The sequence below is a fragment of the Vibrio sp. 947 genome (assembly GCF_033339115.1).
GTDB lineage: Bacteria > Pseudomonadota > Gammaproteobacteria > Enterobacterales > Vibrionaceae > Vibrio > Vibrio alginolyticus.
In genome coordinates this window covers 300,048-324,444 of the sequence record NZ_JAWOTX010000003.1, presented here as the reverse complement: position 1 = coordinate 324,444, position 24,397 = coordinate 300,048, and the positions used below count along the sequence as shown (strand labels likewise).

Genomic DNA, 24,397 nt, shown 5'->3' with positions numbered 1-24,397 from the left:
TTGAGGCTTTGATTACAACGTTGATTATACGTTTTGCAACAAATACCACTGTGCAAGCGCTTTTATTATCCAAGTGATTTGATATTGGAGCGACGAATTTATCGGACATAAATGGGTTTTGACAATGAATGTTGAGTAAATGGTAGATCCGGGAGGTTATGGCTTTTAGAGAAACTGGCCTGTAGGTGTTTGGATTCGACAAGGTGTAAGCATGAGTGCCTTAAGAGCGGAATGGTTCAATCTATGAAAGGAATAAATTGTCTAACCCAGTCCCTTGGGTCAGACGTTAGTTTGAATCGGTTGTTCAAAAACTAGTTGAAGGCGCGAGCCACACGTGCCGCACTTTGAATACGGTAATGGCCAACGTAAGCAGGAACAAATACAGATTGTCCCTTCGCGGCGGTTAACGTCTCACCGTTATCACTGATGAGTGTCAGGTCGGCATCAATCGCTATCAAAATCTCTGCGCTGTTTGCCTCAACCACGTCGTGATTCGGTTGGTTAAGAATGCTGAAACTAAAGTCTTCCACTGGAACGGGGTAAAGGCTTTGGCAACCATTGGCATTGGGTTCTAGAACAAGGCTGTCAAAAGGCTTAGGCACAAAATCTGTGCATTTAACCAGTTCTTCAACATCCATATGTTTCGGCGTGAGTCCTGCACGTAAAACGTTATCTGAGTTCGCCATGATCTCTAATCCCGTACCTTTAATGTAAGCGTGTGGCGTTCTTGCGCTCAGGAACATCGCTTCGCCAGGTTGCAGCGTGATGACATTCAACAGTAATGGCGCAAACAAGCCGACATCGCCGGGGTATTGAGTGGATAGATCCAAGATGAGCTGGAAAACGTCGCTGCCAGTGCCTTGCTCCGATTGACGTGAAGCGTGGGCAAGAAGCTGTTTCAGTGCTCGCTCTTTTGTTTCTCCTTCCATGGTAAGAATGTGCACAAAGAAATCGCGTAAACCTTGTGAGTTGATTTCGCGTTTGAATGTGTCAAGAGGCGCGCGTAGCTCATCGATATCGCAAAGGCTAAATGCCTCAATAATCTCGGCATACGAGCGAAAACCGTTCATGGCTTGGTAACTTGTCAGCGCGTACACCAACTCAGGTTTATGGTTTGGATCCTTGTAGTTACGATGGCTTGCGTTTAGTGGGATCCCGGCACTTTGTTCTTTTTCGAAGCCTATTTCGGCATCTTGTTTGCTTGGGTGAACTTGAATCGACAGTGCATGTTCGGCCGCTAAGATCTTAAACAGAAAGGGCAGGTCGCCAAATTTCGCTGCGGTTTCTGCTGATAAGTAAGCGGGTTGGTTTTGTTTGATCAGTTCAGACAAAGGCAGCGTGTTTTGCTCAATCTGAACTTCAGAGCAGCCGTTTGGGTGAGTACCCATCCATACTTCTGCTTGAGGCTCATTCGTTTCGTTAGAAAAGCCAAACAAATCTTGAATAGAAGAGGTGCTTCCCCAAGCGTAGTTTTGGATTTTGTTGTTCATTTGAAAGAAGCTATGCGATGAAATAGTGTTCAAATTCATGAATTTTTCCCATAGTTAACCCTCCGAACTGAATCGGAAGAAAAATTGAGCAGAGATACGTTAAATAAGGAGGGCGAGCGCGGTTAGGTCACTCGCCAATTTGCCCGAAGGGCGATAAGTCGATTTACAACCGAGGTTTTGGTTCGAGTGGTTTTCGTGATGGTTGCGCTTGCAAAAATGGCAGCAACAAAAGGCCAATGACGGCTGCACAAACTGAAATGGTGATGAAGAAACCCGTCCAATGATATTCTTCAAGAATTAACGCCAGCGGATAGCCAGACAATGCTGCGCCCATGTAGGCGAACAAGCCCACGAATCCTGTTGCCGCGCCGGCAGAGTCTTTGTGAGAGCACTCCGCCGCCGCCATACCGATCAGCATTTGTGGTCCAAAGACAAAGAAGCCGATGGAGAACAATCCCGCTGCTTGGAATGCAAAGTTGGTCAGAGGCATTAGCCAAAGCGCGGAGACAGATAAGAAAATCCCAATCGCGAACAGCAAGTTCATTGGCCCACGGTTACCGCCAAAGAGTTTGTCTGAGCCCCAACCCGCAACCAATGAACCAACAAAACCGCCGATTTCAAACATAGACAGAGCAGCGTTGGCATTAATCAGGCTATAGTGATGCTGCTCGGTCAAGTACAGGTTTCCCCAGTCATTGATTGCGGTTCGGACGATGTAAACCAACACATAACTGAACGCGAGCAGCCAGATGTATTTGTTGTTAAATACGTACGATTTCAGAATTTCGCGGTAGGTGAGGCCACGTCCGTAATTTTCTTGCGCAAGTTCTAGTGCGTCGTTGCGCCATTGGCCGACACTTGGTAAACCCATTGTTGTGGGTTTGTCGCGCAATCGCCAACAAACGAATAGACCGAGCAATACCCCGATGATGCCGGGTAGAATAAAACCTTCACGCCAGCTGTAGTGCAACGTTAAATAGCCCACCAAAATAGGGATCAGCGCGCCACCAACGTTGTGTGCGGTGTTCCAAATCGCCCATAAGAAGCCACGCTCGGAACGTGAATACCAAGTGGTTAACAGCTTGGAGCATGAAGGCCAGCCCCAGCCTTGGAACCAGGCGTTTAAGATCCACAGAGTAATGAAAGCCGCGAGTGAGCTAGAAAAACCGAACGCGATATTGACCAGACCTGTCGCAATCAATCCTAATCCCATGAAATAACGAGGGTTAGAGCGATCCGAAATCGTGCCAGAAATAAACTTCGAGCAGCCGTAGGTGATGTAGAAAAGTGTACTGATAAGACCCAAATCGCCTTTATCTAAGCCAAGATCGGTAATCATCGCTGGTGCGGCGTAGTTAAAGGTCTTACGGGTAAAGTAGAAACCTGCGTAGCCGATGTACATCCCCAACATAATGTGCAAACGCCAATGGTGGTAACGCTGGTCGATTTGCTCGTTGCTCAGACTCGGTTGAGTAAATTTAGGTGAACGTAAAAATCCAAACATCTTGGGTTACACCTTAGGTAAAGTAATGCTGATTTGTGTGCCGATCACTTGATCGCTGGTGGAGTAGATAACCATTTTTCCACCTAACGCGTGCACACGCTCTTGCATGCCGCGAACGCCCATGCCTTTCATGCTATCCTGAACTTTGAAACCGACACCATCATCGTGAATCATCAGTGACACCGCCGTTTCTCCAATTGTCAGCTCAATATTGATCAACTGCGCTCCTGCATACTTGGCTGCGTTATTCAATGACTCTTGGCATAAACGGAATAGGGTGACTTTGAGTGTGTCACTCAGGCTGGTGTAATCGCCTTGCCAGTTCAGTTGAACAGTCGTTCCGTGATTGGCGAATTCCATCTCTCGCGTCAGTTGCTCGACGGATTCTTTCAAGTCCAAATCATCCAGCATTTTGGGTCTTAGCTTGCTTAACAGTCGCTTAGTGGTGTCGTACACGTTGAGGGAAAGCCCTTCGATCATGTCGGCGCAACCCACGCGTGTTTCAGCGTTGTTCACTCGTTTAATGATGTTGGCTTGTGTGCGGATTGCCGTGATGTTCTGTCCGATTTCGTCATGCAGTTCGCGCGCAATATCGCGTCTTACGGACTCTTCCGCTTTGATAAGCTGGCGAGACAAATTCTGATTGCGCGCAAGTTCGCCGCGCAGTTTGTGATTGAGGTCTTTTTGTTTCTGAACCCCTAAGCCGAGCATAATGCCGGTGATGGTTTGCGCCGAGAGAGATAATAACAAATCGGTGATTTCTAGATTTGATACGCCGCTGCGAGCCGCAATCAGCGCTATGCTGTTGAGCATGGTGGCGAGCAGAGCACCTTGCCAGCCGTAACGCAGAGCAAGCACGATGATTGGAATCGCCATACAAAACGGCGCAAATCGTTTTAGCTCTTCAGGCAAACTGGTTTGCACCAAAATACTGCCGATCAAAAGCAGTGCATAAAGCACGATATGACGCACCTGAAATACAACGGCATTGCTAAGTAGGAGAGAGCTAAGCGGAGACCAACGACTTTGGAACAAATAGCTCCACAACAGGTAACACATAGGAACCAGCATCAGCCCACCAGAAATACTGGCTAACCACACCATATAAACAGAAGGCACGTGAAAGCCGACCGCCATTACGTTGATGAAGGCGGTAATGATGATCACAACGCCCATGACGGCTAAGTGGCGGTTTTGGTCACCGTAGTAGTATTTTTTCGCAATCAGAGTGACCGGGATACTGGCAATGCTCGCAATCAGCACGGTAAGCCACTGCGGTTGACCCAGTAAGATCGCAAGTGCGATGGAAAGTCCCCACTCCGAAAGGTAAATCGTCGGCCAATAAGCGGTGCGAGTGTGCAGGGCGACACCTAATCTTAAAGCGAAAGGAAACAATAAGATCGCCAGTTCGGGATCATTGACAAAGTAATAGGCAATCACCCATAAGCAGAACCAGGCGCAAGCCATAACAAATAGTCCGCAAATGGTGGTAACAGCGTAAGCTCGCATTAAAAGGACTCTTGAGAAAATAGTTTGGCGAGCTCAACGTTGTTTTTCACGCCGAGTTTGTCGATAGCATTCGCACGATGAACATGAACAGTCTTGTGGCTCAAGCCAAGCTCTGCCGCGACAGACTTTACATCCAACCCAGTGGCAAGTAGATGACATACCTCGTTTTCACGTTTTGTTAGTTGGCATAGAGAGGTGGTGTTGTCGCTAGGCGTTGCAAGTTTAAGTGCAATATCTGATGTGAGGTAACAGCCGCCAGAAGCACTGGTTCTTACGGCTTGAATAAGTTCGTCTGGGCTACAGCGTTTACTAAGATAGCCTTTTGCACCTAGCTTTAGTGATTTTTCCACCATCGCAGGGGAGTCATGCACGCTAAGCATCACGCAGGCAATGCCAGTTGGTATTTCGCTGAGAAAGTTTAAGCCGCTTTCATCTGGCATGGAGATATCTAGGATGACGACATGTGGGTGTACCGCAGGCAACCCTTTTCGCGCTTCGGCGACAGAGCCGAATTCACCAACAACGGTAATATCACTTTCTAAATTTAATAATTGTGCGAAACCCGAACGCACGATGACGTGATCATCAACTAGAGCAACATGAATCATTATTACAACCAAATAGAGCAGACGACTAACAACAATAAGCTCCAACAGGAGCCAATAGAAAAATCTTTAATGATACTGAATTGAGCCATGCTTTTTAATGATCTTGCGCGCTTTACCGAAGTAAAGCGCGCAGAGAAGTTAGGCTTGGTTTTGTGCAAGTTGAAGCTTCTTCGCGTGTCGAATCTTCTTCTCTTCCGCGATAGCGACGAAAGCAAGCAAAACAATACAAATCATGGCGGAGGTATCTAGGGCTGCGAAGGTACCTTTCCAACCTGTTAAGCCGAAGATAGGTGTACCGTCTGCAATCATACCGAGACCAAGTTTCGCGAAGCTGTCACCGATTAGGTAAGCGAATGTACCTTTTACTCCGTCAGCTACACTGATTGCTTTTTTAGGGACAAAACCAACCGCGGCAACACCGATAAGAAGTTGCGGACCAAACACCAAGAAGCCCAATACAAATAGAGAGGCTAAGTACATGAACTCGCTAGTGGCGTGTTGGTAGAACTCAAGCGATACGATGATCAAACCAAGAGACACACAAGCAACCAATGCGCGGCGACCGTTTGCTAAGTCAGATAAGTAACCCCACATCAAAGTACCCACAAGCGCACCGACTTCGAATAGAGTAAAGCCAGAGATTGCCGTTTCTTTTGACAGACCAAGTTCTTGGTACGCGTATACCGTTGACCATTGGTCGATACCAATACGCACGATGTAAAGGAAGATGTTGGCAAAGCAAAGTAGCCAGATAACTTTGTTTTTAAGAACGTATTCAACAAAGATTTCTTTTTTGGTCATCTGGTTTTCTTCAGCGGCGGTGTCTTCTTCACTCACTGCTTCATCGAAAAGTTCTTCTACTTTACCTAGACCGTAAGCTTCTGGTGAGTCGCTACCAAAGCGCATACCGATAAAGCCAACGATGATCGCGATGATAGAAGGGAACACGAACATGCCGATTACGTGGCCGTCGAATAGGTAGTTGGCACCGAAAAGAGCAACACCCGCTGCGCCCGCACCACCAACGTTGTGTGACATGTTCCACAAGCCTAGGTAAGAGCCGCGCTTGTTACGAGGTGTCCATTTTGTAATGGTTGAGTAACTAGAAGGGCCACCAGTACTTTGGAAGAAACCACTCAGAGCGTAGAAAGCCACCATCAAGAACAGGCTTGCACTACCGCCGCCCATGCTGAAGCTGAAACCAAGCATTGCAAGACCAGAAAGGATCAGCATAAAAGGGAGGAATTGCTTGGTGTTCTTACCGTCAGCGTAGTAAGACACAACGGTTTTACCGATGCCGTATGTGATGGAGAAGCCAAGGCCAATAAGACCTAGGTCTGTCATGCTCAAACCGTAAGTTGAGATCATGTCGTTTTGCGCGACATTGAAGTTCTTACGAATCAAGTACATGGTTAGGTAGCCGATGAATACGACCAAGTAAGATTGGATGAATGGTTTAAACCACATCTTTCTTCTAACTTCGACAGGAAGATCGAGGGTCGGCTTCCGCACCTGTTCGAGGAATTTTAACATGATGAACTCTCTTGTAATTGTTTTAGAAACACAACGGAGACCGTTATGTGCTCTTGTTACCTTTGACTGAGCGGAATTCTAGAGAGTGGTTTTGTGAGGCACATGAGATGGTTGCCTAGATCGGCTAGGAAAAATTCCTAGAAATGCCTAGGAAGGCGGAAAAGCGTGAAAAGAGTCACACAAAACCCTTACTAATTTATGGTTTTTTGACAGCGTTCTTATCGGATTGGAAAGCGTTCAAATGCAAGCAGGTTAATATACGCAAGCTTAGTGCTGACAAGGGGTGAGCTCGTTTGGTTGGAGAGAATAGTGTCTTGTCGCTAAGTATCAATTGGGAACGAGAAGCAAACAACAGAGACCCAGAGGTCTCTGTTAGAAATATTAGGAATTCGGCTAGGTTGACGTGTTAAGGTGCAGGGCTGTATAGACGCGGCGAGCTGTGTTTTGGCAAGTGAATTAGGTTCAAATGGTTTCTTCTTGCCCATTCGACAGTTAACGCTGTAGGTGCAGATAAGCAAACCAGAGTGGGGATACGCGCGCGAACGGCTTTGTGGATCAACTCCAAGCTGCAACGGCTTGTCATGATTGCGAAGCCACTTTGAGGCTCGATGTGATTGTTGGTCAATGCGCCAATCAACTTATCTAGCGCGTTGTGACGGCCGATGTCCTCTCGGCACAACTTGATGTTGCCTTGTAAATCTGCAAATAAAGCGGCGTGTAACGCGCCAGATTCACGTGCGGCTTCTTGATGCAGTGCGACTTTGTCTCGCAGCCCTTCGAATACATCGGAGCGCGGAGGAAGAGACGGTGTTAGCGGTGCCAAATCAGGCAAAGCTTGTTCCAGAGCCTCTACACCACAAATGCCGCATCCGGTTGTGCCGGCAAGATTTCGGCGCTGTGTTTTTAACGCCCAGAAAGCGCGGTTGCTGATTTCCACTTCCGCATAGTGAGATTCGTGATCGCCACCAATTTCAATGTCTTTAATCTCTTTGAAATCGTGGACGATGCCTGTGCTTAGGCTAAATCCTTTCACGAAGTCTTCCAGATGGCCTGGCGTCACCATCATGACCGCTTGGCTAATGCCGTTAAAGCTGATAGCTAAGGCGGATTCACTCGCCAGCGACATTTGTTGCACTGGGCGGCCATCAATCAATTCTCGGTAATTGAACGCACTTGGTTGAGGTGGTGCTTGATTGAAATCGGACAGTTCTAAATAAGATTGAGTAGTACATCTCATGAAATCACCTCATAAGCCGTTATGTATGCCAAAAATTGACGTGTGGATTCTTGTTATCGATTGAATATGTTTTTTGCTTCTGCGAAGCACTGATCGGTTAGCGCGGAGAAGGGTTCTTGTTTTCGCTTTAACAAACCTAGCGGGGCGTGAACGGCGGCTTCTTCGATAGGGATAATGCGAAGCGTATCGTTCAACTCTTCCAATCCACAATTCAGCGGCATAATGGCGCAACAAAGGCCACTGGCTACTGCTTGGATCAAGTGAAAGGTGGAGTTACTTTCAATGACGGTTTGCGGAACCAGCCCTTTACTCACAAAGCTAAGATCAATGGAGTGGCGATAGTGCATGCCCTTCGAAAGCAGCCCTAGCGGAATGTTATTGAGTGACTCCCACAACACTTCAGATTCGGCAAAATCAAAATGACGCTCATCGAATAAAACGCCAAGTTTGGTTGAATCTAGTTCGATAACATCGAAGTAAGCGGTGTTGACTTGATCGACATAACACATCCCCAAATCAAGTTGATTGCGATTGAGTTGGTCTATGATCTGTTCGGTCGTCATGGAGAGTATTTGAAAGCGTAACTCAGGGAACTGTTGAGCTAATGGTTTAAGCAATTGCATAGGGTTTTGGCTGGCGAGTGGCACCATTCCAAGCCGAAGAGAGCCTACCAACTGACCACGGCAGTTGGCGGCTTCGGCTTGCAATCCATCATGAGCTGCTAAGACGGTTTTTGCCCAAGCTAAAATGCGTTCTCCGGCTTCAGTAAATCCTTCAAATCTTTGACTTCTTTGGATTAATTCGAGATCGAGCTCTTCCTCTAAGCTTCGGATTCTCATGGACAAAGTAGGCTGCGTAATGTGGCACAATGCGGCGGCTTGACCAAAGTGTTTGGTCTGTTCAAGTGCGATGAGATATTTAAGTTGTTTGATATCCATAATGGCTTGTTAACCTTGCGTTGTGAGTCACATGTACGGGGGAACTCCCTAAAAAGGGCACAGCACTACCGTACTTTTTAAGCGCTGGAGCGTTTTAACTGGGGAATGAAAAACCAAGTCAAGAATAAAACCACACTCAAAATTGATCTGAATCAAGGCTATTCCTGATATTAATTAGGGTCAAATTTAAAGTATCTATAGTGTGATAGATATTATCTATTATCAAGAGTACCGATTTTATTGAGCTCGTTAAGCGAACTAGGTGGAATCGGATGGGAAAACGATTAACCTCATAAATTGTATTGATTAAAAATGTTATGACCGTCAGTGGAAAAATTCGTCATAGATTTTGTTTATCACTCGGTCAGGATTATCAATTGGACGCATATTGAATAACGACTTAATCTTTGATTTAGATCAAGACGCAACAATGCGAATTGAATCTACCAGTCTTAGAAACAGTAGGCGGGTATCCGATATCAAGAATCTAGATAAGTAAACGCTCGGACAAGCGAGAGCATGTTGAGTGGTTACTTATTTGGATTAAAAAATACATGGATTAGAAACTAAGCCCTTCAATACTTCCGCATTATCTCAATAAATAACGCGCTTGTTTTCACGGGCACCCTGCTTGCTGGTATATCTGCGAGGAGTAAAGTCGTGAGCCAAAAAGAACAAATAAAAACATACAAAGGTCCAGCTGGTGGTTGGGGTGCACTGAAAGCCGTAACCAGAAGTTGGTGGGGCAGTGAAAATGCAGTTAAAAACATTCGCACTATGCTCAAAACCAACCAAAATGGCGGTTTCGACTGCCCGGGATGTGCATGGGGTGAGTCGCCAGATAGTGGTAAAGTCAATTTCTGTGAGAATGGCGCGAAAGCGGTAAACTGGGAGGCGACTAATCGTCTGATTGATCCTGAGTTTTTTTCCAATCACAGCGTTTCTTCTCTCTCAACTCAAACCGATTACTGGTTGGAATACCAAGGCCGTATCACGCACCCAATGCGATACGATGCTGAATCCGACCACTATGTGCCTGTCTCTTGGGATGAGGCTTTTTCTCTTGTGGCTAAACATCTCAACCAATTGGATTCACCACACCAAGCGGAGTTTTATACCTCTGGCCGTGCAAGCAACGAAGCGGCGTTTTTATATCAGCTATTTGTGCGCGCATTCGGTACCAACAACTTCCCAGATTGTTCCAACATGTGTCACGAAGCCAGTGCAATCGGGATGAAAGACACCATTGGCGTTGGTAAAGGCACAGTGATCTTTGATGATTTTGAAGAAGCCGACGCGATTTTTGTGATTGGTCAAAACCCGGGCACGAATCACCCACGAATGCTTGAACCTCTGCGCGAAGCGGTAAAACGTGGTGCTCAGGTTATCTGTCTAAACCCGCTGAAAGAGCGCGGATTAGAGCGTTTCCAAAACCCACAAATGCCGATTGAGATGTTGAGTAACGGCTCAGAGCCTACAAACACGGCGTACCTGCGTCCTGCTTTGGGCGGAGACATGGCAGTATTTCGTGGCATCGCGAAATTCTTGTTGCAATGGGAACGCGAGGCATTGCAAAACGGTGGCAAAGCGGTATTTGACCGTGAATTCATCAAGCAGCACACGATAGGTATAGATGACTATTTGGCTGAAGTGGACGCAACCGCTTGGGAACACATCACGGAACAATCGGGTCTTGATTTAAGTGAAATCGAGATGGTGGCGAGCATGTATCGACGTGCAGAACGTGTGATCATGTGTTGGGCGATGGGGTTGACTCAGCATCGTCACTCTGTACCAACCATTAAAGAAGTCGCAAACGTGCAAATGTTACGAGGTAACGTTGGTAAGCCGGGCGCGGGTCTTTCACCAGTACGTGGTCACAGTAACGTTCAGGGCGACCGTACGATGGGCATTGATGAAAAACCTTCAGATCTGTTGTTGGATCGCATTGAAAGTCGATTTAACTTTGCCGTCCCGCGCGGTGAAGGCCACAACACTGTGCAAGCCATTAAAGCGATGGAAGAAGGGCAAGCGAAAGTATTTATCGGTTTGGGCGGTAACTTTGCACAAGCAACGCCAGACACAGAACGTACGCACAACGCGATGCGAAACTGTAATTTAACCGTACACATTTCGACGAAGTTAAATCGTTCTCACCTTGTCACAGGTAAAGATGCGCTTATTCTTCCGTGCTTAGGCCGTACCGAGATTGATCAGCAAGCAACTGGCCCACAAGGCGTGACGGTTGAAGATACTTTCAGCATGGTGCATATCTCATTTGGTCAGCTAAAACCGCGTTCGGAGCATTTGCGTTCAGAACCAGCGATTATTGCCGGTATTGCCAATGCTACACTCGGGGCAAAACCAATTGATTGGTTGTGGGCGATTGAAGATTACGACCGTATTCGCGATTTGATTGCCGACACGATTCCGGGCTTTACCGACTTTAACCATAAGCTTAAACACCCGGGTGGATTCCACTTGGTAAACCCAGCTGCTGAGCGTCGATGGAATACACCAAGCGGCAAAGCACAGTTCAGCTCTAGCGAGTTGCCGAAGCAGTTGATCAGCGAAGCGATACTCGAAAAAGGCCAAAAGCCAGATTTGATCTTGCAAACCATGCGCTCACACGACCAATACAATACGACACTTTACGGCTTGAATGACCGTTATCGTGGAGTATTTGGTATGCGCGAAGTGCTGTTTATCAATGAAGCGGATATTCGTAAACTCGGTTTTGAACCGGGCGACAAAGTGGACATGGTGTCATTGTGGGAAGATGGCGTTGAGCGCCGTGTGAGCGGATTTACGCTTGTTGCCTATGATGTACCAGCAGGTCAGGCGGCGGCTTACTATCCAGAAACAAACCCATTAGTTCCTTTGGACAGTTATGGGGATAGAACGTTTACGCCAACCTCTAAGTTTATTGCGATAAAATTGGAAAAATCGACATCCGATAAGATCGCTTTGGTGGAAGCGGAATAGTGACCAAACCGGCACAACGACATTTCCGATAAGCAAACGGCTGATATTAATTATCAGCCGTTTTTAATTGCGCTCAGTCTGCATTTAGTGCGCATAGCTTGTGTATAATGTTAATGACATTATGCTGCTCGATAATAGACAGATAAGGCCGATTTGAATCTAATTTCAAGTAGTAAAACTAATAAGAAGATGCTTATGACCTTGAAAAATATAATTAAATTAACAATCAGTCACTTAGTGGCAGTTTCTATTGGCATTGCGATAGGTATCTATACTTTACCGATCCTTATTGCACCACCTGCGCCGACCGATGAACAAGTTGCTAAGAGCAAGCAAGGTGCAGAATACAGCGCAGTGTTTAAGAGGGAACTCAAAGGTAGCGATGCTTTTCATTGGGGAGAGGGAGAAATTCATTTGAGTTCTGAAGTCATTACGTTGGTAGGAAAACTCGCTCCCGGACCAGACTATAAACTCTATCTATCTCCTAAGTTTGTCGAAACGGAACAAGAGTTTAATGACCTTAAATCTGAGATGGGCTTAATTGGTGATGTCAAAACGTTCGATAACTTCGTTGTTGAGGTTCCTCAAAGCACTTCAATTTCTGAATACAATACGGTTGTTGTATGGTGCGAGACATTCGGTGAGTTCATTACTTCGGCAAAGTATCAATAAACCTTAGCAGTAGAGTGAAAGGCTTTTCTTTTCACTTTACGCTAGGATGTTGTTTCGCATAATTAAGAGGCAAAGACTCTTAAACATTCTAAATTTAAGAGCCTTTGTTTAGAGTTATTGACAGAACCATTCGACTTGTAAGTCGTTTGCACCTTTCAGGCTACGTTCTGGAAAAACAAGATTTCGAACTATTTAGAGTTATTCTCTGTTTGGCTTGTTTCGTTCGATGACGCTAATCGCAATGGCTAAAAATAGAATATCTTTTACTAAAAAGAAGTTTGTCACCAAAACCCCATCAGACACTTTCCATGTATTCGGTGTCGTAATTAGAAAGCTGAGTGTCGCAAGAAAAATAATTGCGGCGGCTATGCCAGAAAAATAAGCGACTCGTGTGTTTTTAAGGCCAACGATTAATCCAATAGCGACAATGATTTCTGTTGCGCCAATGATGTTTGATACGGCTTGAACTGACATCACATCATACAACCAACTCATCAGAAAATGATTTTCAACGAGCGGTTGTATAAGCTTGGCCTCTGTAGGTGTGAATTTATAAATACCAATCCATATTAGAACTAAAGAAACGCCGAAAACTCCGATAAGATATCCAATTGAGTCACATTGATGATGGCTTTTTACGTTTTGCATAATTAACTACATTCTCCTGTTTGTTAGCGCTTCCAACAAGACCTATAAGGTTGGTAGAAAATTTCATAGGTTTTTTTCGCTCAAACAACAGATATTAAAAATCACGTGATACAGAATTACGTGTTTGATAGAACTTAAGGATATTTCGTGGAAGTTAAAATTTTTCAGGTTGACTCGTTTACATCAGAGGTTTTCAAAGGTAATCCCGCGGGTGTTTGTATCACAGAGTCAAGCTTTGATGAGGAAACGATGTTGGCCATCGCGGCCGAGATGTCGTTATCTGAAACGGCATTTCTGTCACTCAATACAATGCAACTTCGTTGGTTTACACCGAGGACGGAAGTTGCTTTGTGTGGACACGGCACACTTGCAACGGCGCACGTTCTGAAAGAGCAGGGGTTATATAATACTGGAGATACGATTGAGTTCGTTACGCTATCTGGGGTTTTAACTGCACAACTCGATCATGAAGAAATTCATTTGGTGTTTCCTGCGCCAACTTTAGATATGAGAGCGAGTATTAACAAAGACTTACTTCATGGCTTGGGGCTAGATGCCGCCAATGTAGTCGCCTACGGTCAGTTTGATAATAAGCAGTTGATCGTCATTAATGATGAATTTGTGCTTGAACAGCTCGACCCTGATTTTGGTGCGCTGCTTAAACAAAAGGGCCGTGGCGTCGTCATCACTGCTCAATCAAGTACTGACGCCGATTTTGTCTCTCGATACTTCGCGCCTTGGGTAGGTGTTAATGAGGACCCAGTTACAGGCTCTGCACATTGCGCTTTATGTGTTTACTGGGCTAAAGAGCTCAACAAAAAGCAACTGAAAGGCTTCCAAGCCTCCGAGAGAAGTGGGGTCGTCCATACAGAGTTGTTAAGCACTGAGCACGTTAAGCTTTCTGGAAATGCAGTAACGATATTGCGAGGATATATGAGAATCGCGTAGCGGTCCTTGTGGGAATGATTTTATTTTCGTGTTACCCAATGCTCAATAGTGAGGACGCTTGAATGCTACTTATTTAAGTGGCTGATTTTTTTTTGTAAAAACACCCCTGGCACGGTGGTGTATAACGATTGGAGAGTTATATGAAAACTATCGGTCTTCTAGGTGGTATGAGCTGGGAGTCGACGCTTAGTTATTACAAATTGATCAACGAAGGAGTCAAAGAGACGTTAGGCGGCTTAAATTCCGCAAAAATTTGTATGTATAGCGTGAATTTTTCGGAGATAGAGAAACTTCAACATCAAGGTAAATGGGAAGAAACGGCAAGCATTCTATCTGATGCTGCATCTTCAATAGAAAAAGGGGGCGCTGACTTCATTCTTATTTGTACTAACACAATGCACAAAGTTGCGCCTCAAATTGAAGCCAGTATTAATATCCCCATACTACATATCGCAGACGCGACTGCTGAGTTACTTCGTGAGAAAGGGGTTCAAAAGGTCGGACTCCTTGGTACTCAATTCACAATGGAGCAAGACTTTTATAAAGGAAGGCTTTCAGACCTCTATGGGCTTGATGTCATCATTCCCGATCAAGACGACCGCTCTAAAGTACATAACATTATTTATAAAGAGTTATGCCAAGGTGAAATCAAAGAGGAGTCAAGGACGATATACTTGCAAATTATTGAAAAACTAAAAGAGCAGGGAGCTGAAGCTGTGATTCTCGGGTGTACTGAAATTGCCTTACTTGTAAACCAAAGTCACACCGATGTTACACTACTCGATACCACTTCTATCCATGCTCAAGCAGCAGTCCGTTTGGCAATTGAAGGTGAATGATCTACGCTTTCTTTCCTGCAAAAAAAGAGAAAACCAAGCACGTGGTTTTCTCTTTTTTATTATCAAGTTATAAGCGAGCAAATTTGAGAGTTCTGTATCCACCAATCAAGTTGCGGGCTTTGTAACCATTGTTGACCAGCTGACGGTATGCTACGTTACCGCGTAACCCAACTTGACAGTAAATCACGATCTCTTTGTCTTTAGGAAGTTCGTGCATGCGACGACGTAGTTGATCGACAGGAATATTAATTGCACCTTCAAGATAACCAACGGACTCCAATTCACCAGGATTACGAACATCAAGTAACAGTTGGTCTTCTGTCAGTGAATCCATTTCATCATAATGAATCGCGGTCGCATCGCCTTTGATGATGTTATTTGCCACAAACGCCGCTTGGTTAATTACATCTTTAGCAGAGCCATAAGGTGGCGCGTAAGTTAGCTCGAGGTGTTGCAGTTGCTCTACCGTCATACCAGCACGCTGAGCAACTGCCATTACGTCGATACGTTTATCAACACCGTCTTTACCTACTGCTTGTGCACCTAATATTTTACCTGTTACTGGATCAAACAGCATTTTGAATGACACGGTTTCTGCACCTGGGTAGTAACTCGCGTGACTTGCTGTATGCACATACACTTTTTCATAAGCGATGTTTTCACGTTTCAGCTGTTTCTCGTTTTTACCAGTAGAAGCGACGGCTAAATCAAAGATCTTACAGATCGCCGTGCCTTGCGTACCTTGGTAAGTTTCTTGGCGGCCAAGCATGTTGTCTGCTGCCATTCGGCCTTGACGGTTTGCCGGGCCCGCAAGTGGCACTAGAGTTTGCTCGCCAGTCACGAAGTCTTTCTTTTCTACCGCGTCGCCGACAGCGTAGATCGAAGGATCGCTGGTTTGCATGTATTCATTGGTATAAATACCACCAAGAGCGCCGATTTCTAAGCCAGCTTCTTTTGCTAATTTGGTCTCGGGGCGAACACCAATTGCCATAATCAGAATATCGGTGGTGAGTCTTTCACCATTGTTTAGTGTTAATTCCAATTCACCTTCTAGATGTTGGTGTTTTTCGCTCTCACCAGAGTCGAAACTTGCCACGTGCTCGTTAGGTACGAATTTCACCGACTCAAGTGCGACGCCAAGTTTAAGGTCGATGCCTTTCTCACGAATTTCAGCATGTGCGAAGCCAGCCATTTCACGGTCAACGGGCGTCATCACTTGATCCGCCATTTCAACTAATGTGGTTTTTATGCCTAGCTGGTGGAAGGCTTCCATCATTTCCAAACCGATAAAACCACCACCAACGACCGTAGCGTGTTCAACTTTGTTGGTTTCGATCGTTTTAATGATGCGATCCATATCTGGAATATTGCGCAGCGAGTGCGTTAACGGGTTATCAATACCCGGAATAGGCGGCACAACTGGACCTGCGCCAGGGCTGAGTAGAAGAAAGTCGTAGCTCTCTTGGTATTCAGAGCCATCAAGCAAATTGTTAACCGTAACCGTTTTGTCTTGACGGTTAATAGAAACCACTTCGTTCATCACACGGACATCAACATTGAAACGCGCTAAAAAGCTCTCAGGCGTTTGAAGAAGCAGTTTGCTGCGCTCTTGGATATCGCCACCAATGTGATAGGGTAAGCCACAGTTTGCAAAAGACAACTGTATGATAAACAACTCTATGATACTATGAAGTATAGATTTGTTGTGAGGTAAATATGAGTAAATACTTTCTTTATCACCGAGTTTCAAAAAAAGTCCAATCTACCGATGGTCAGGGCATGGAGCGCCAAACGGAAGCTACTGAAAAATGGATTGAAATTCACAATGAATCAAGGATAAGCGAAGGGCTAAAACCATATATCTATGGTCGTAGGTATGAAGATAAAGGGCGATCGGGCTACACCGAAGAAAACATCAAGAAAGGGCAGCTAGGGAAGCTATTTTGTGATATTGAAAATGGGCGGATTGAGCCTGGAGATATCATTGTTTTTGAACTTATAGACCGATTTAGTAGAGCTGAACCTGGTATCGTTCGTGAACACTTAGAAAAAATAATGAAAGCAGGTGTAAAGGTAGCGATTACAAAGTGGAACATTGTTTTCTCAAGCGAAATGCAAGGGCCTCTAGGGTTGAGTGCGAGGATTATGCTTGAAATCGGACTCTATCTTGCGAATGAAGAAAGCAGAATCAAGTCTGAAAGGATTCAAGCAACTATAAGACAACTCGAGAGGCAAGGGATAAAGAGCGTAGCGAAGACGCCTATTTGGCTTCATAGAACAAAAGATAGACGAGACTATCGGTTAATAGATGATAATGTAAAGGTCATTCAAAAAATTTTTGAGTTGAGAAAACTGGGACTTGGAGCCAAAAGGATTATCAATGAAATAGGGCCAGTTGAACTACCTCGCTATCGGTATGATGAGAACGGTGATCTAATAACGACAACTTCAAACAAACCGCTGTGTGAGTCTGCTGTGAATCGGTATTTGAGAGATGAGGCGGTACTTGGATATAGAGACGGTAAAAAGATCTATGATGCTATTGTAGATGAAAAAACATTCAATTCATGCCAGCAGAAAATATCGAAGACCAAGGGAGGCAAAGTTACAGTCGTCAAGAATGTGTTGAGCGGCATAGTGTATTGCGATCACTGCAATAAAAAAATGGCTTTTGGTGGTGAGCAGGTATCTAAGTTCGGGAAGGTTCGTTCTTATATAAAATGCAATGGTAAAACAAAGGCAAATGGTTGCAATGCCAAAGATATAAAATATGCCCCTTTAGAAAGCAGTGTATACAACTTGCTCAAACATATTGAAGATAAGCAAGAAACGACAGTCGATATAAACGCTTTGGAGTCAGAGATGCATGCCGCCAGTTTAAAGGCTAAAAGAGCGATGACGTTTATGCTTGATTATGATTATGACAGTCAATGGAAAGATGTTTACGAAGAGCAGCACAAAATTATTAACGAGTTAAAATCCAAGTTATCACAGGCAAAAGCAGAAAGAGCGGGAAAGCTAACGGAGCTAGACTTAGATTTATCCCAGCATAAGGAAAAAGCCAAGTTCAACCAAATTCTCAAAGATTATGATGTTAAAGCTTATTTAGGTCATGACCCTGTAACAAAAGATCCATATGTACGTTTGATTATTGGCGCTTGGAATGATTTCGAAGCTAGAACCACAATTGGTAAAGATGTAAATGCAAAACGAGTTAAAGCTGGGATGAGGCTTGGTGCGAAAGGTATCAACTTTGATATTCGGGAAAGAGGTCACATCGAATTTCACGAACCAGAAGTCATTGCTGACCAAGATTTAGCCATGCAGCTTCGTATTGAAAGAGGCGCTAATCTAATGCTCAAAGTGTTAACTGATGAGCAAAAAAAAGATTTGGTGAATAGGGTAAAAAGTCAATCTAAAGATGCTGATATCGAATCAGAATCAGACTAAATTCACGGACGAGTTCGATCGTAAGAGCTTGTAGATGCTCTCTCTTTATGAGTTACCATTATTATTCGAAGCCAAGAAGAGCTCGCGCTGATGTATCACAAGCGACGATCAGTTGGTGGCATTGCCCCTTTGTTTATTGAATTCATATGTGGAAGTGAGCAAAATTCACAGTCCCAGGTTTAAAGTTGAAAGTAAGGTGAACAGCTTAGGCTGTATATATCTTCGTCAGAGGGCAAACTGATGGCTCGCGATTTAAACGAGATTTCATAAACATGGTATTGATGACGTCTGAAAGCTTTCGAGGTTCACCTAATAGGCATACCAAAAGCGGTTGGTGAATGCATTACACGAACTCCCAATTTGCCGCTCGAAGACAAACAGACACCGACAGCGCAAGTAAACGATTGATTACACAGTCTTTGTATCTTTTATGTGATGGGAAAAGTGTAGGTAAGTGGCTCATGATGATACTTCCAAGAGTGTCGATTTTTCGTTGATGAAATTTGATTAGTGACAATAAGTTCAATCAGCAAGTTCAATCAGCTTTGCTGAGTCCGCAGGCTGATTGACTTGAGATGACAATTATCATGCTCCTGCACCAGCTACGGTGACACCAATGGATAAACCGCATCTCCCCAAAGCTCATCAGCCCCATCCATCATAATCTCAATAATTGCTGGAACAACATTTTCGAGTAACGCAGTGCAGTCGCGAATTTGGTCACGATTAGCAGAGCTGTTGTACGTGGCCCCACCGTGTATCAACTGGTTGCGTAATGTGTAAAGCCTTGAGAAAACGACACTCAATACAGTGGCGGTGTCACCCCCTGACAGAGCTTTGTTTGCGATAGATTTAGCCTGAGAACGCTCTTTCTTCCATTGATCCTCTGTGATGAGTCCAGAGTGAAACTTCCAGAAGGACTGAAGGATATATTCATTATCTAGAATCAATCGTATGGAAGATGAATATTGAGACCAAACTAGTTCTGACAGCTTATTTCCGCCATCTAAAGATGCGACCTTGGCAAGAAACTCTTGGTATAAGCCTCGTTCACCGAAATCAGCCTTGTACTCGAAATCTTGAGCATATGCGGCGTTAAACGCAATCCAAAGAAAGATGTATTTCGAGTCGTGGTCATCATCACACATCTCTGCCTTTTTTAGCCAACTAAGAGCGCGGTGGACTCGCAGAGACAGCGCTTGAGGGTAAGAGTCTCTCTCTTGACGGTGGCGCTCTTTAAGTATCTGATACATATGCTTTCCCAGAAGTTATTTGACTGCCTTAATGTTACCCTTGTTGGTATCTTATGCAAGTTGGTTATTATGGTGTTATGAGTTAGAGTAAACTTTTAATTGATTCAAACTGTTAGCCTAGATATACAACAGGTATAGCTTTCAGAAGTGTAAGAGAGACGGTTGTCAAAAATGGTAAAAATATTAATGAGGAAAGTGAATGGGTTTCTTCTCTTTACAAACTGAGCAAGCTATAGAGTACAGTGCTATGCAAGACCTACAGCTTCGTTGTCTGGTAACACGTAAATGGTTCGATCTCACTGAAACCGCAAAGCAACTCATAAAGTCAAAAGATGCCAAATCTATCGCGAAAGCAGAGAGGTTATTGTCCAAAGCATTGAAGATCGCTCTTAAGGAGCCATTGGCAAGAGCATCAACTTGCCATGATTTAGGGGTCTTGCACTTTTCATATCACACTGAACTACCAGGTGGTACTTACCATAACCTAAATAAGGCTATTCAGTATTTTAATCGAGCAATAGACACTCCTCAAAGGCAGCTTATCCCTGAGAAGCACGCTTCCAGTCTCTCGCAGTTAGCCGTAGTCTATCGGAGGGCTGCACATGATTATCTTTGGCCTGATAAAGATTTAGATTGCATAGAAAAGGCCAAGGTACTTCACATTCAAGCTATTGATTTATTAATTAATAGTGAGATTCCTAAGGTGATTAGAGATGGCCAGCTTTCAATTGTTCACTTTAATCTAGCGAGCGTTCTTTTCGATCAAGGGCTTAACCAGAAAGCATGTGAGTCACAAGCGAAATCAGTTGAGTTGTACTTAGGCTACCTGAACTACAATTTGCCACCTTTTATGAATGTCATGGATCCAGAACAAGGGCTAGGACTAAGTTTTGCGAGGTTGATGCATTTCTCAGACTCCCCAAAACACAAAGAACTATGCGAGACCATTTTAGATATAGCGCCTCGGTTCGGAGTTGACCCTATTAAAATTATGACAATTAACCCTGAGGTCGATATAGCTAGACCTGAGCAACAAATTGATTACTTGTTACGAACAGCAAAAGCCAAACCGTCACCTGAAAACTTAAAGCAGCTATTCAAAAAGCAATATGAATTGATGGAAATTCGACGAACTTGCAAGAGTGATGCAGAAGCCGATGTATTAGCATCTCTAGTTCAAAGAACATGTTCAGGACTTGCTCGTATACTAATGGAACAGGATGATTTAACTGCTGCATTCAAGTTACTTGAAAATTGTAGTGCTCTACGTTTTTGTGAAAGCGCAAACAAACATTGGCAAGTCCCAGAAAAAAAAGTTTGTTTGCCTTTACGTAGTGATTTACTTCAGATGGGGTCTACTTATTTTAATCTGAACGAACTTGCGCTGATGTTAGATCATTTAAGTGCAGAGGATGCTGAGGCAGCACTAACTGAGGTTTTTGAAAGATCACAGAAAGATACAATCATAGAAGAAGTGGGGGAATCTACTTACTTCTACGAGCCTGCATTGTATCCTGCGGTGCTTAAGGGGGCGATAGATGACAAAGATTCAATTGCATTTCTACGACATAAATCAAATGAATGTTTAACTGACTTTCTTAAGATTGAAAGTTTAATTGACGAGCTAGACCCTGCATTTTTGAAGCGGAGAAACAGTGACTATTCAGTTCAAATTGAGCACTTTGAAGAAGCCTTAAGCAAGAACCCTAATTTGACGTTGGTCAGAATTGACATTGAGTCGAATTTTGACGACGTACTCATTTTGGTCGCTATGATGAATGCTGGAAAACTAGTGGTAACAGGTCATAGTGTTAGCTTACCAAGAAACTTAGTTAATGATATTGGTGCATATGTAAAAGGAAACGCTGATGGTCTTAGAACTTGGGTTCTAGATTTCATAAACTGGCGTGAAATATTACCTGATGACTGTAAACGTGTTGGTTTGTTAACCTCATTTTTTGCATCACAGATACCGTGGGCTGCCACGGGCATTGAGGGGGAAGAGCTGTATACATTGGTGGATGAGATCAATTGGCTCCCAACAGTTCTATATCTTTGTAATCATGTGACGCACTTTAATAAGCGTAATGGATCTAAATGTATCAATGGCGGTGAAACACGTTTTCACAATGTAGCGAACAAACACGCTTCAGGTCTTATGACTGATGTTCAAAAAGATGACTTTGTTGAAGTGGTTCGTACCAGTGAAGTCATATCCTATTATGGCCATTGTGCACATGAACTTCCTAATAGGCCTTGTCTGAAAACGGCACACTTCGACATGAATGACTTAGAACTGGTTAACCAAGTTGCTGGTATGGAGCGTGTCGAATTCTGGGCTTGCCAAAGCGGCAGTAATATCCCCCTGAGTGTCTTCTCTATCCCTGTAAACGAAGCATTTGGTTTCGATATGCGGATGATAGAGTGGGGAGCTGTTAGCTCAATCGGTTCATTGTGGGCATTGCCAGATATTGTTACAGCACATATCAAATCTTACTATGACCAACTTGTGAATATTGGTACTTCACCATCAAAAGCTCTACTTGCAGCTCAACGCTGGTGGGTTTCACAAGGAGCAAAAGCCGAACTTAACAAAATGAGAGAGCTAGGGGGGGTGTCGCCATACCTTAATACCCTGAGATGTAATGAATCTCTTGATGGTTTATTAGGGCCAATGAAGACACAAGAGTCGCGGAATGAAGATGAACTACAACAAGCTGAGAGACTATTCTTGCATCCTTCTTCTTGGGCTGGTTTAAGGTTTTGTGGAGTTGCAGATCAAATCAACAGAGCTGTTTGTAAAGAACAAGTAGAGCTGACAGCTGATGAAATGAATTACCTAAAAAAACATTTAGCACAACAACAACTAAAGTCTGGATTTATTAAGTATGCGTGATGTAGATTTGTCGCAAATTAACGATTGGAGCGTAGAAGGTCGAAAACAGTATCTTGAGGAGCACAGAATAACGATTGAGGTGATTTTATCTAAAGCTCTAGAAGAATTTAATGGGCCAAAGCTATCAAGTGTTTTTGGTTGTCAGGATAAAGCGAAAGATAAAATTCTAGATATGTTTGTCTCTGAGAGGCTTGATCAGAAAGAGCTGCTCAAAAGAAGTATTCCTTGTAATTTAGGGCTTTTCAATCAAATCGATTTCTGGTGTAAATACAAAACAGGTATCAGTGTTAAAGGCATTCAACAAATATCGTTAGATTCCAATCTTTTAGATTATGATGGTTTGGCAGGCGATGATATTGAGCGCGATATTGAAAAGCTCTCAAACTGCTTACCTTTGTACAGTCATTCTGTCGCGCCAGACATGGTTGGTTACTGGTTCCTAGCGAACAAAAAATTATTAGATGAGCTGAGCGGCTTTATCAATGTTGACGTAAATGTTGCTAAAGAGCTAAAGGGGTCACCCGCCAAATTGTCCAAGTACAAAGCTGATGCATCTTTCAGGTATCTTTGCCTTTACCTTAATGTTGAATCAAAAGTGTCTGATTTTCATAAGTACCAGAAGAAGTACTTAACTAGAGGGAAAAATAAGCCTCAGTATGTAGCGGATGGAAATGAATCACACATAGAAAAACATGAAGTTCGTAAATCAGTTGCTCAAGTTATAGATCATTTTCACCGTGTTAATAACGATGGCACCACGGTTCTGTGCCATAAATTACTCAAATCTGCTGGCAGAAAAAGTTTATTAGATCAATATGAGATTGGCCGTGACTTTGCTCAGTATGAAAAACTAGAAAATCAGCTCTCAGAATTGAAGTCCCCACGAAAGGAGGAGGCTTGATATGCCGTTAGATAAACTTTCATTGGATGAGATGGTTCAAGGTCGAAATAGCAATACTGATGACTGGAAAGAACTGGTTAGAGATCCAGAGCGTGAGCGGGTCTGGAGCGATGCGGTTAAGCGTAGAGAAAACTTAGATCGGTTTTGTTATTTTGCCGCAAAGTGGCCACAGTATGTTTGCTATTACCAGCAAGCAAAGCGCTTTGTTAAACAGACTATCAATTCTCCAATAGTATCTCTGATGAGTGAAGAGGATCTATTAGGTGATTTAGCTTTATCATTAAATGATAAGGACGAGGTAAAGGAACCATTTTTGATCACCGTCGAGTGGGGAAATCAGCAGCTAATTGAGATTCAAGGTGAGCAAACAGTGTCGTTCAACACTGAATCACAGGTTCAAATACACTATAGATACGAGGACTTAGAAGGCTGGATAACTTCTGATGATAAGTGGGAGTTTTCACCTGATGAAGGAGCTGTAATGCTCACATTTATACATGGTGATGTGATAAGTGATGATCTAACAGAAAGTTTAAATAAAGCAAAATCAGTAGGTTACATTGTTCTGTTGCCTTTATTGAAATAAAAAGCGAAAAAAATCATTTTTCTATGCGTATAGACGTACCAACACAAAAAAAAAGGTACGTCTAAATGCAAAATATCGTATTCAAATACCAACCACGCAGTCCTGAGCTGACCAGCTCTAACTCTGACTGTATTTGTCTTGTTGACAAAAAAATCTGGCGCGATTTGCCAAACTCCACTCGTCAAAAAACACTGAGTGTAGTGAACTCAATTGCTGACGGTACGCCATTCACTGTGCTTGGCGGCAAAAACATTAAATCTAATCCATCCCTGATTCGATTCAGAATCGGGCGCAGCTTTCGCTTAATCCTATCTAAAGGGAACAAACGACTTACTTTCAAGCTATGTCGACGACAAGGCTATGAGCAACAGTTTAAGCATTTTTAATAGTGTTATTAATT

The 24,397-nt window shown here is 43.8% G+C and carries 18 protein-coding genes and 1 pseudogene; 9 read left to right on the top strand and 10 right to left on the bottom strand.

Going from position 1 to position 24,397, the window contains the following annotated elements:
* Nucleotides 1-311: 311 nt before the first annotated feature.
* The 7 genes from manA to R7Q39_RS05830 all read right to left on the bottom strand — a co-directional run bounded on the left by manA (nt 312) and on the right by R7Q39_RS05830 (nt 8,819).
* A complete protein-coding gene (gene manA / locus R7Q39_RS05860; RefSeq protein ID WP_318075904.1) occupies nt 312-1,529 on the bottom strand; it encodes a mannose-6-phosphate isomerase, class I in 1,218 nt (405 codons plus the stop codon).
* 124 nt (nt 1,530-1,653) lie between these two features.
* The gene (locus R7Q39_RS05855) at nt 1,654-2,994 is read right to left on the bottom strand and encodes an MFS transporter (protein WP_318075903.1); all 1,341 of its coding nucleotides are present in this window, start codon (nt 2,992-2,994) and stop codon (nt 1,654-1,656) included.
* A gap of 6 nt (nt 2,995-3,000) precedes the next feature.
* Nucleotides 3,001-4,503: a signal transduction histidine-protein kinase/phosphatase UhpB gene (gene uhpB / locus R7Q39_RS05850; protein ID WP_318075902.1), complete on the bottom strand. Its 1,503-nt coding sequence runs from the start codon at nt 4,501-4,503 to the stop codon at nt 3,001-3,003.
* Nucleotides 4,503-5,111: a transcriptional regulator UhpA gene (gene uhpA, locus R7Q39_RS05845; protein WP_158155167.1), complete on the bottom strand. Its 609-nt coding sequence runs from the start codon at nt 5,109-5,111 to the stop codon at nt 4,503-4,505. The genes uhpB and uhpA overlap by 1 nt, the downstream gene beginning before the upstream one ends.
* A gap of 138 nt (nt 5,112-5,249) precedes the next feature.
* A complete protein-coding gene (uhpT, locus tag R7Q39_RS05840; RefSeq protein WP_021707729.1) occupies nt 5,250-6,644 on the bottom strand; it encodes a hexose-6-phosphate:phosphate antiporter in 1,395 nt (464 codons plus the stop codon).
* A 406-nt stretch (nt 6,645-7,050) separates the two neighbouring features.
* The gene (gene fdhD / locus R7Q39_RS05835; RefSeq protein WP_318075901.1) at nt 7,051-7,881 is read right to left on the bottom strand and encodes a formate dehydrogenase accessory sulfurtransferase FdhD; all 831 of its coding nucleotides are present in this window, start codon (nt 7,879-7,881) and stop codon (nt 7,051-7,053) included.
* A gap of 53 nt (nt 7,882-7,934) precedes the next feature.
* Nucleotides 7,935-8,819, bottom strand: coding sequence for a LysR family transcriptional regulator (locus R7Q39_RS05830; protein ID WP_017820178.1), 885 nt, complete (start codon nt 8,817-8,819; stop codon nt 7,935-7,937).
* 660 nt (nt 8,820-9,479) lie between these two features.
* On the opposite strand from R7Q39_RS05830, the gene R7Q39_RS05825 reads away from it, so the two are divergent.
* Together R7Q39_RS05825 and R7Q39_RS05820 are read left to right on the top strand one after the other, a co-directional pair.
* A complete protein-coding gene (locus tag R7Q39_RS05825; RefSeq protein ID WP_256900053.1) occupies nt 9,480-11,804 on the top strand; it encodes an FdhF/YdeP family oxidoreductase in 2,325 nt (774 codons plus the stop codon).
* Nucleotides 11,805-11,999: 195 nt separating this feature from the next.
* Nucleotides 12,000-12,476, top strand: a complete 477-nt coding sequence (locus R7Q39_RS05820; protein ID WP_256900054.1) for a DM13 domain-containing protein — start codon at nt 12,000-12,002, stop codon at nt 12,474-12,476.
* Between the two features lie 198 nt (nt 12,477-12,674).
* On the opposite strand, the gene R7Q39_RS05815 is transcribed toward R7Q39_RS05820, so the two are convergent.
* Nucleotides 12,675-13,124, bottom strand: coding sequence for a YkgB family protein (locus tag R7Q39_RS05815; RefSeq protein WP_005376100.1), 450 nt, complete (start codon nt 13,122-13,124; stop codon nt 12,675-12,677).
* Nucleotides 13,125-13,271: 147 nt separating this feature from the next.
* Between R7Q39_RS05815 and R7Q39_RS05810 the strand changes: the two genes are divergently transcribed.
* Both R7Q39_RS05810 and R7Q39_RS05805 read left to right on the top strand, forming a co-directional pair.
* A complete protein-coding gene (locus R7Q39_RS05810; protein ID WP_025767753.1) occupies nt 13,272-14,072 on the top strand; it encodes a PhzF family phenazine biosynthesis protein in 801 nt (266 codons plus the stop codon).
* Between the two features lie 140 nt (nt 14,073-14,212).
* Nucleotides 14,213-14,911: an aspartate/glutamate racemase family protein gene (locus R7Q39_RS05805; protein WP_318075900.1), complete on the top strand. Its 699-nt coding sequence runs from the start codon at nt 14,213-14,215 to the stop codon at nt 14,909-14,911.
* A 67-nt stretch (nt 14,912-14,978) separates the two neighbouring features.
* Here R7Q39_RS05805 and R7Q39_RS05800 read toward each other — a convergent pair.
* Nucleotides 14,979-16,571: pseudogene (locus R7Q39_RS05800) on the bottom strand (FAD-dependent oxidoreductase); the annotation flags it as partial.
* Between the two features lie 56 nt (nt 16,572-16,627).
* On the opposite strand from R7Q39_RS05800, the gene R7Q39_RS05795 reads away from it, so the two are divergent.
* Nucleotides 16,628-18,361 (top strand): recombinase family protein, encoded by a 1,734-nt coding sequence (locus R7Q39_RS05795; protein WP_318075899.1) that lies wholly within the window; start codon nt 16,628-16,630, stop codon nt 18,359-18,361.
* A 602-nt stretch (nt 18,362-18,963) separates the two neighbouring features.
* Here the strand turns inward: R7Q39_RS05795 and R7Q39_RS05790 are convergent.
* The gene (locus R7Q39_RS05790; RefSeq protein WP_031812613.1) at nt 18,964-19,614 is read right to left on the bottom strand and encodes a HEPN domain-containing protein; all 651 of its coding nucleotides are present in this window, start codon (nt 19,612-19,614) and stop codon (nt 18,964-18,966) included.
* 400 nt (nt 19,615-20,014) lie between these two features.
* Here R7Q39_RS05790 and R7Q39_RS05785 point away from each other — a divergent pair, with 400 nt between their 5' ends.
* The 4 genes from R7Q39_RS05785 (at nt 20,015) to R7Q39_RS05770 (ending at nt 24,383) form a co-directional block, all read left to right on the top strand.
* Nucleotides 20,015-22,510, top strand: coding sequence for a CHAT domain-containing protein (locus R7Q39_RS05785; RefSeq protein WP_318075898.1), 2,496 nt, complete (start codon nt 20,015-20,017; stop codon nt 22,508-22,510).
* A complete protein-coding gene (locus R7Q39_RS05780; protein WP_318075897.1) occupies nt 22,503-23,411 on the top strand; it encodes a hypothetical protein in 909 nt (302 codons plus the stop codon). The genes R7Q39_RS05785 and R7Q39_RS05780 overlap by 8 nt, the downstream gene beginning before the upstream one ends.
* A gap of 1 nt (nt 23,412) precedes the next feature.
* Nucleotides 23,413-23,997 (top strand): hypothetical protein, encoded by a 585-nt coding sequence (locus R7Q39_RS05775; RefSeq protein ID WP_262644042.1) that lies wholly within the window; start codon nt 23,413-23,415, stop codon nt 23,995-23,997.
* A 65-nt stretch (nt 23,998-24,062) separates the two neighbouring features.
* Nucleotides 24,063-24,383: a hypothetical protein gene (locus tag R7Q39_RS05770; RefSeq protein WP_025589001.1), complete on the top strand. Its 321-nt coding sequence runs from the start codon at nt 24,063-24,065 to the stop codon at nt 24,381-24,383.
* Nucleotides 24,384-24,397: the final 14 nt, after the last annotated feature.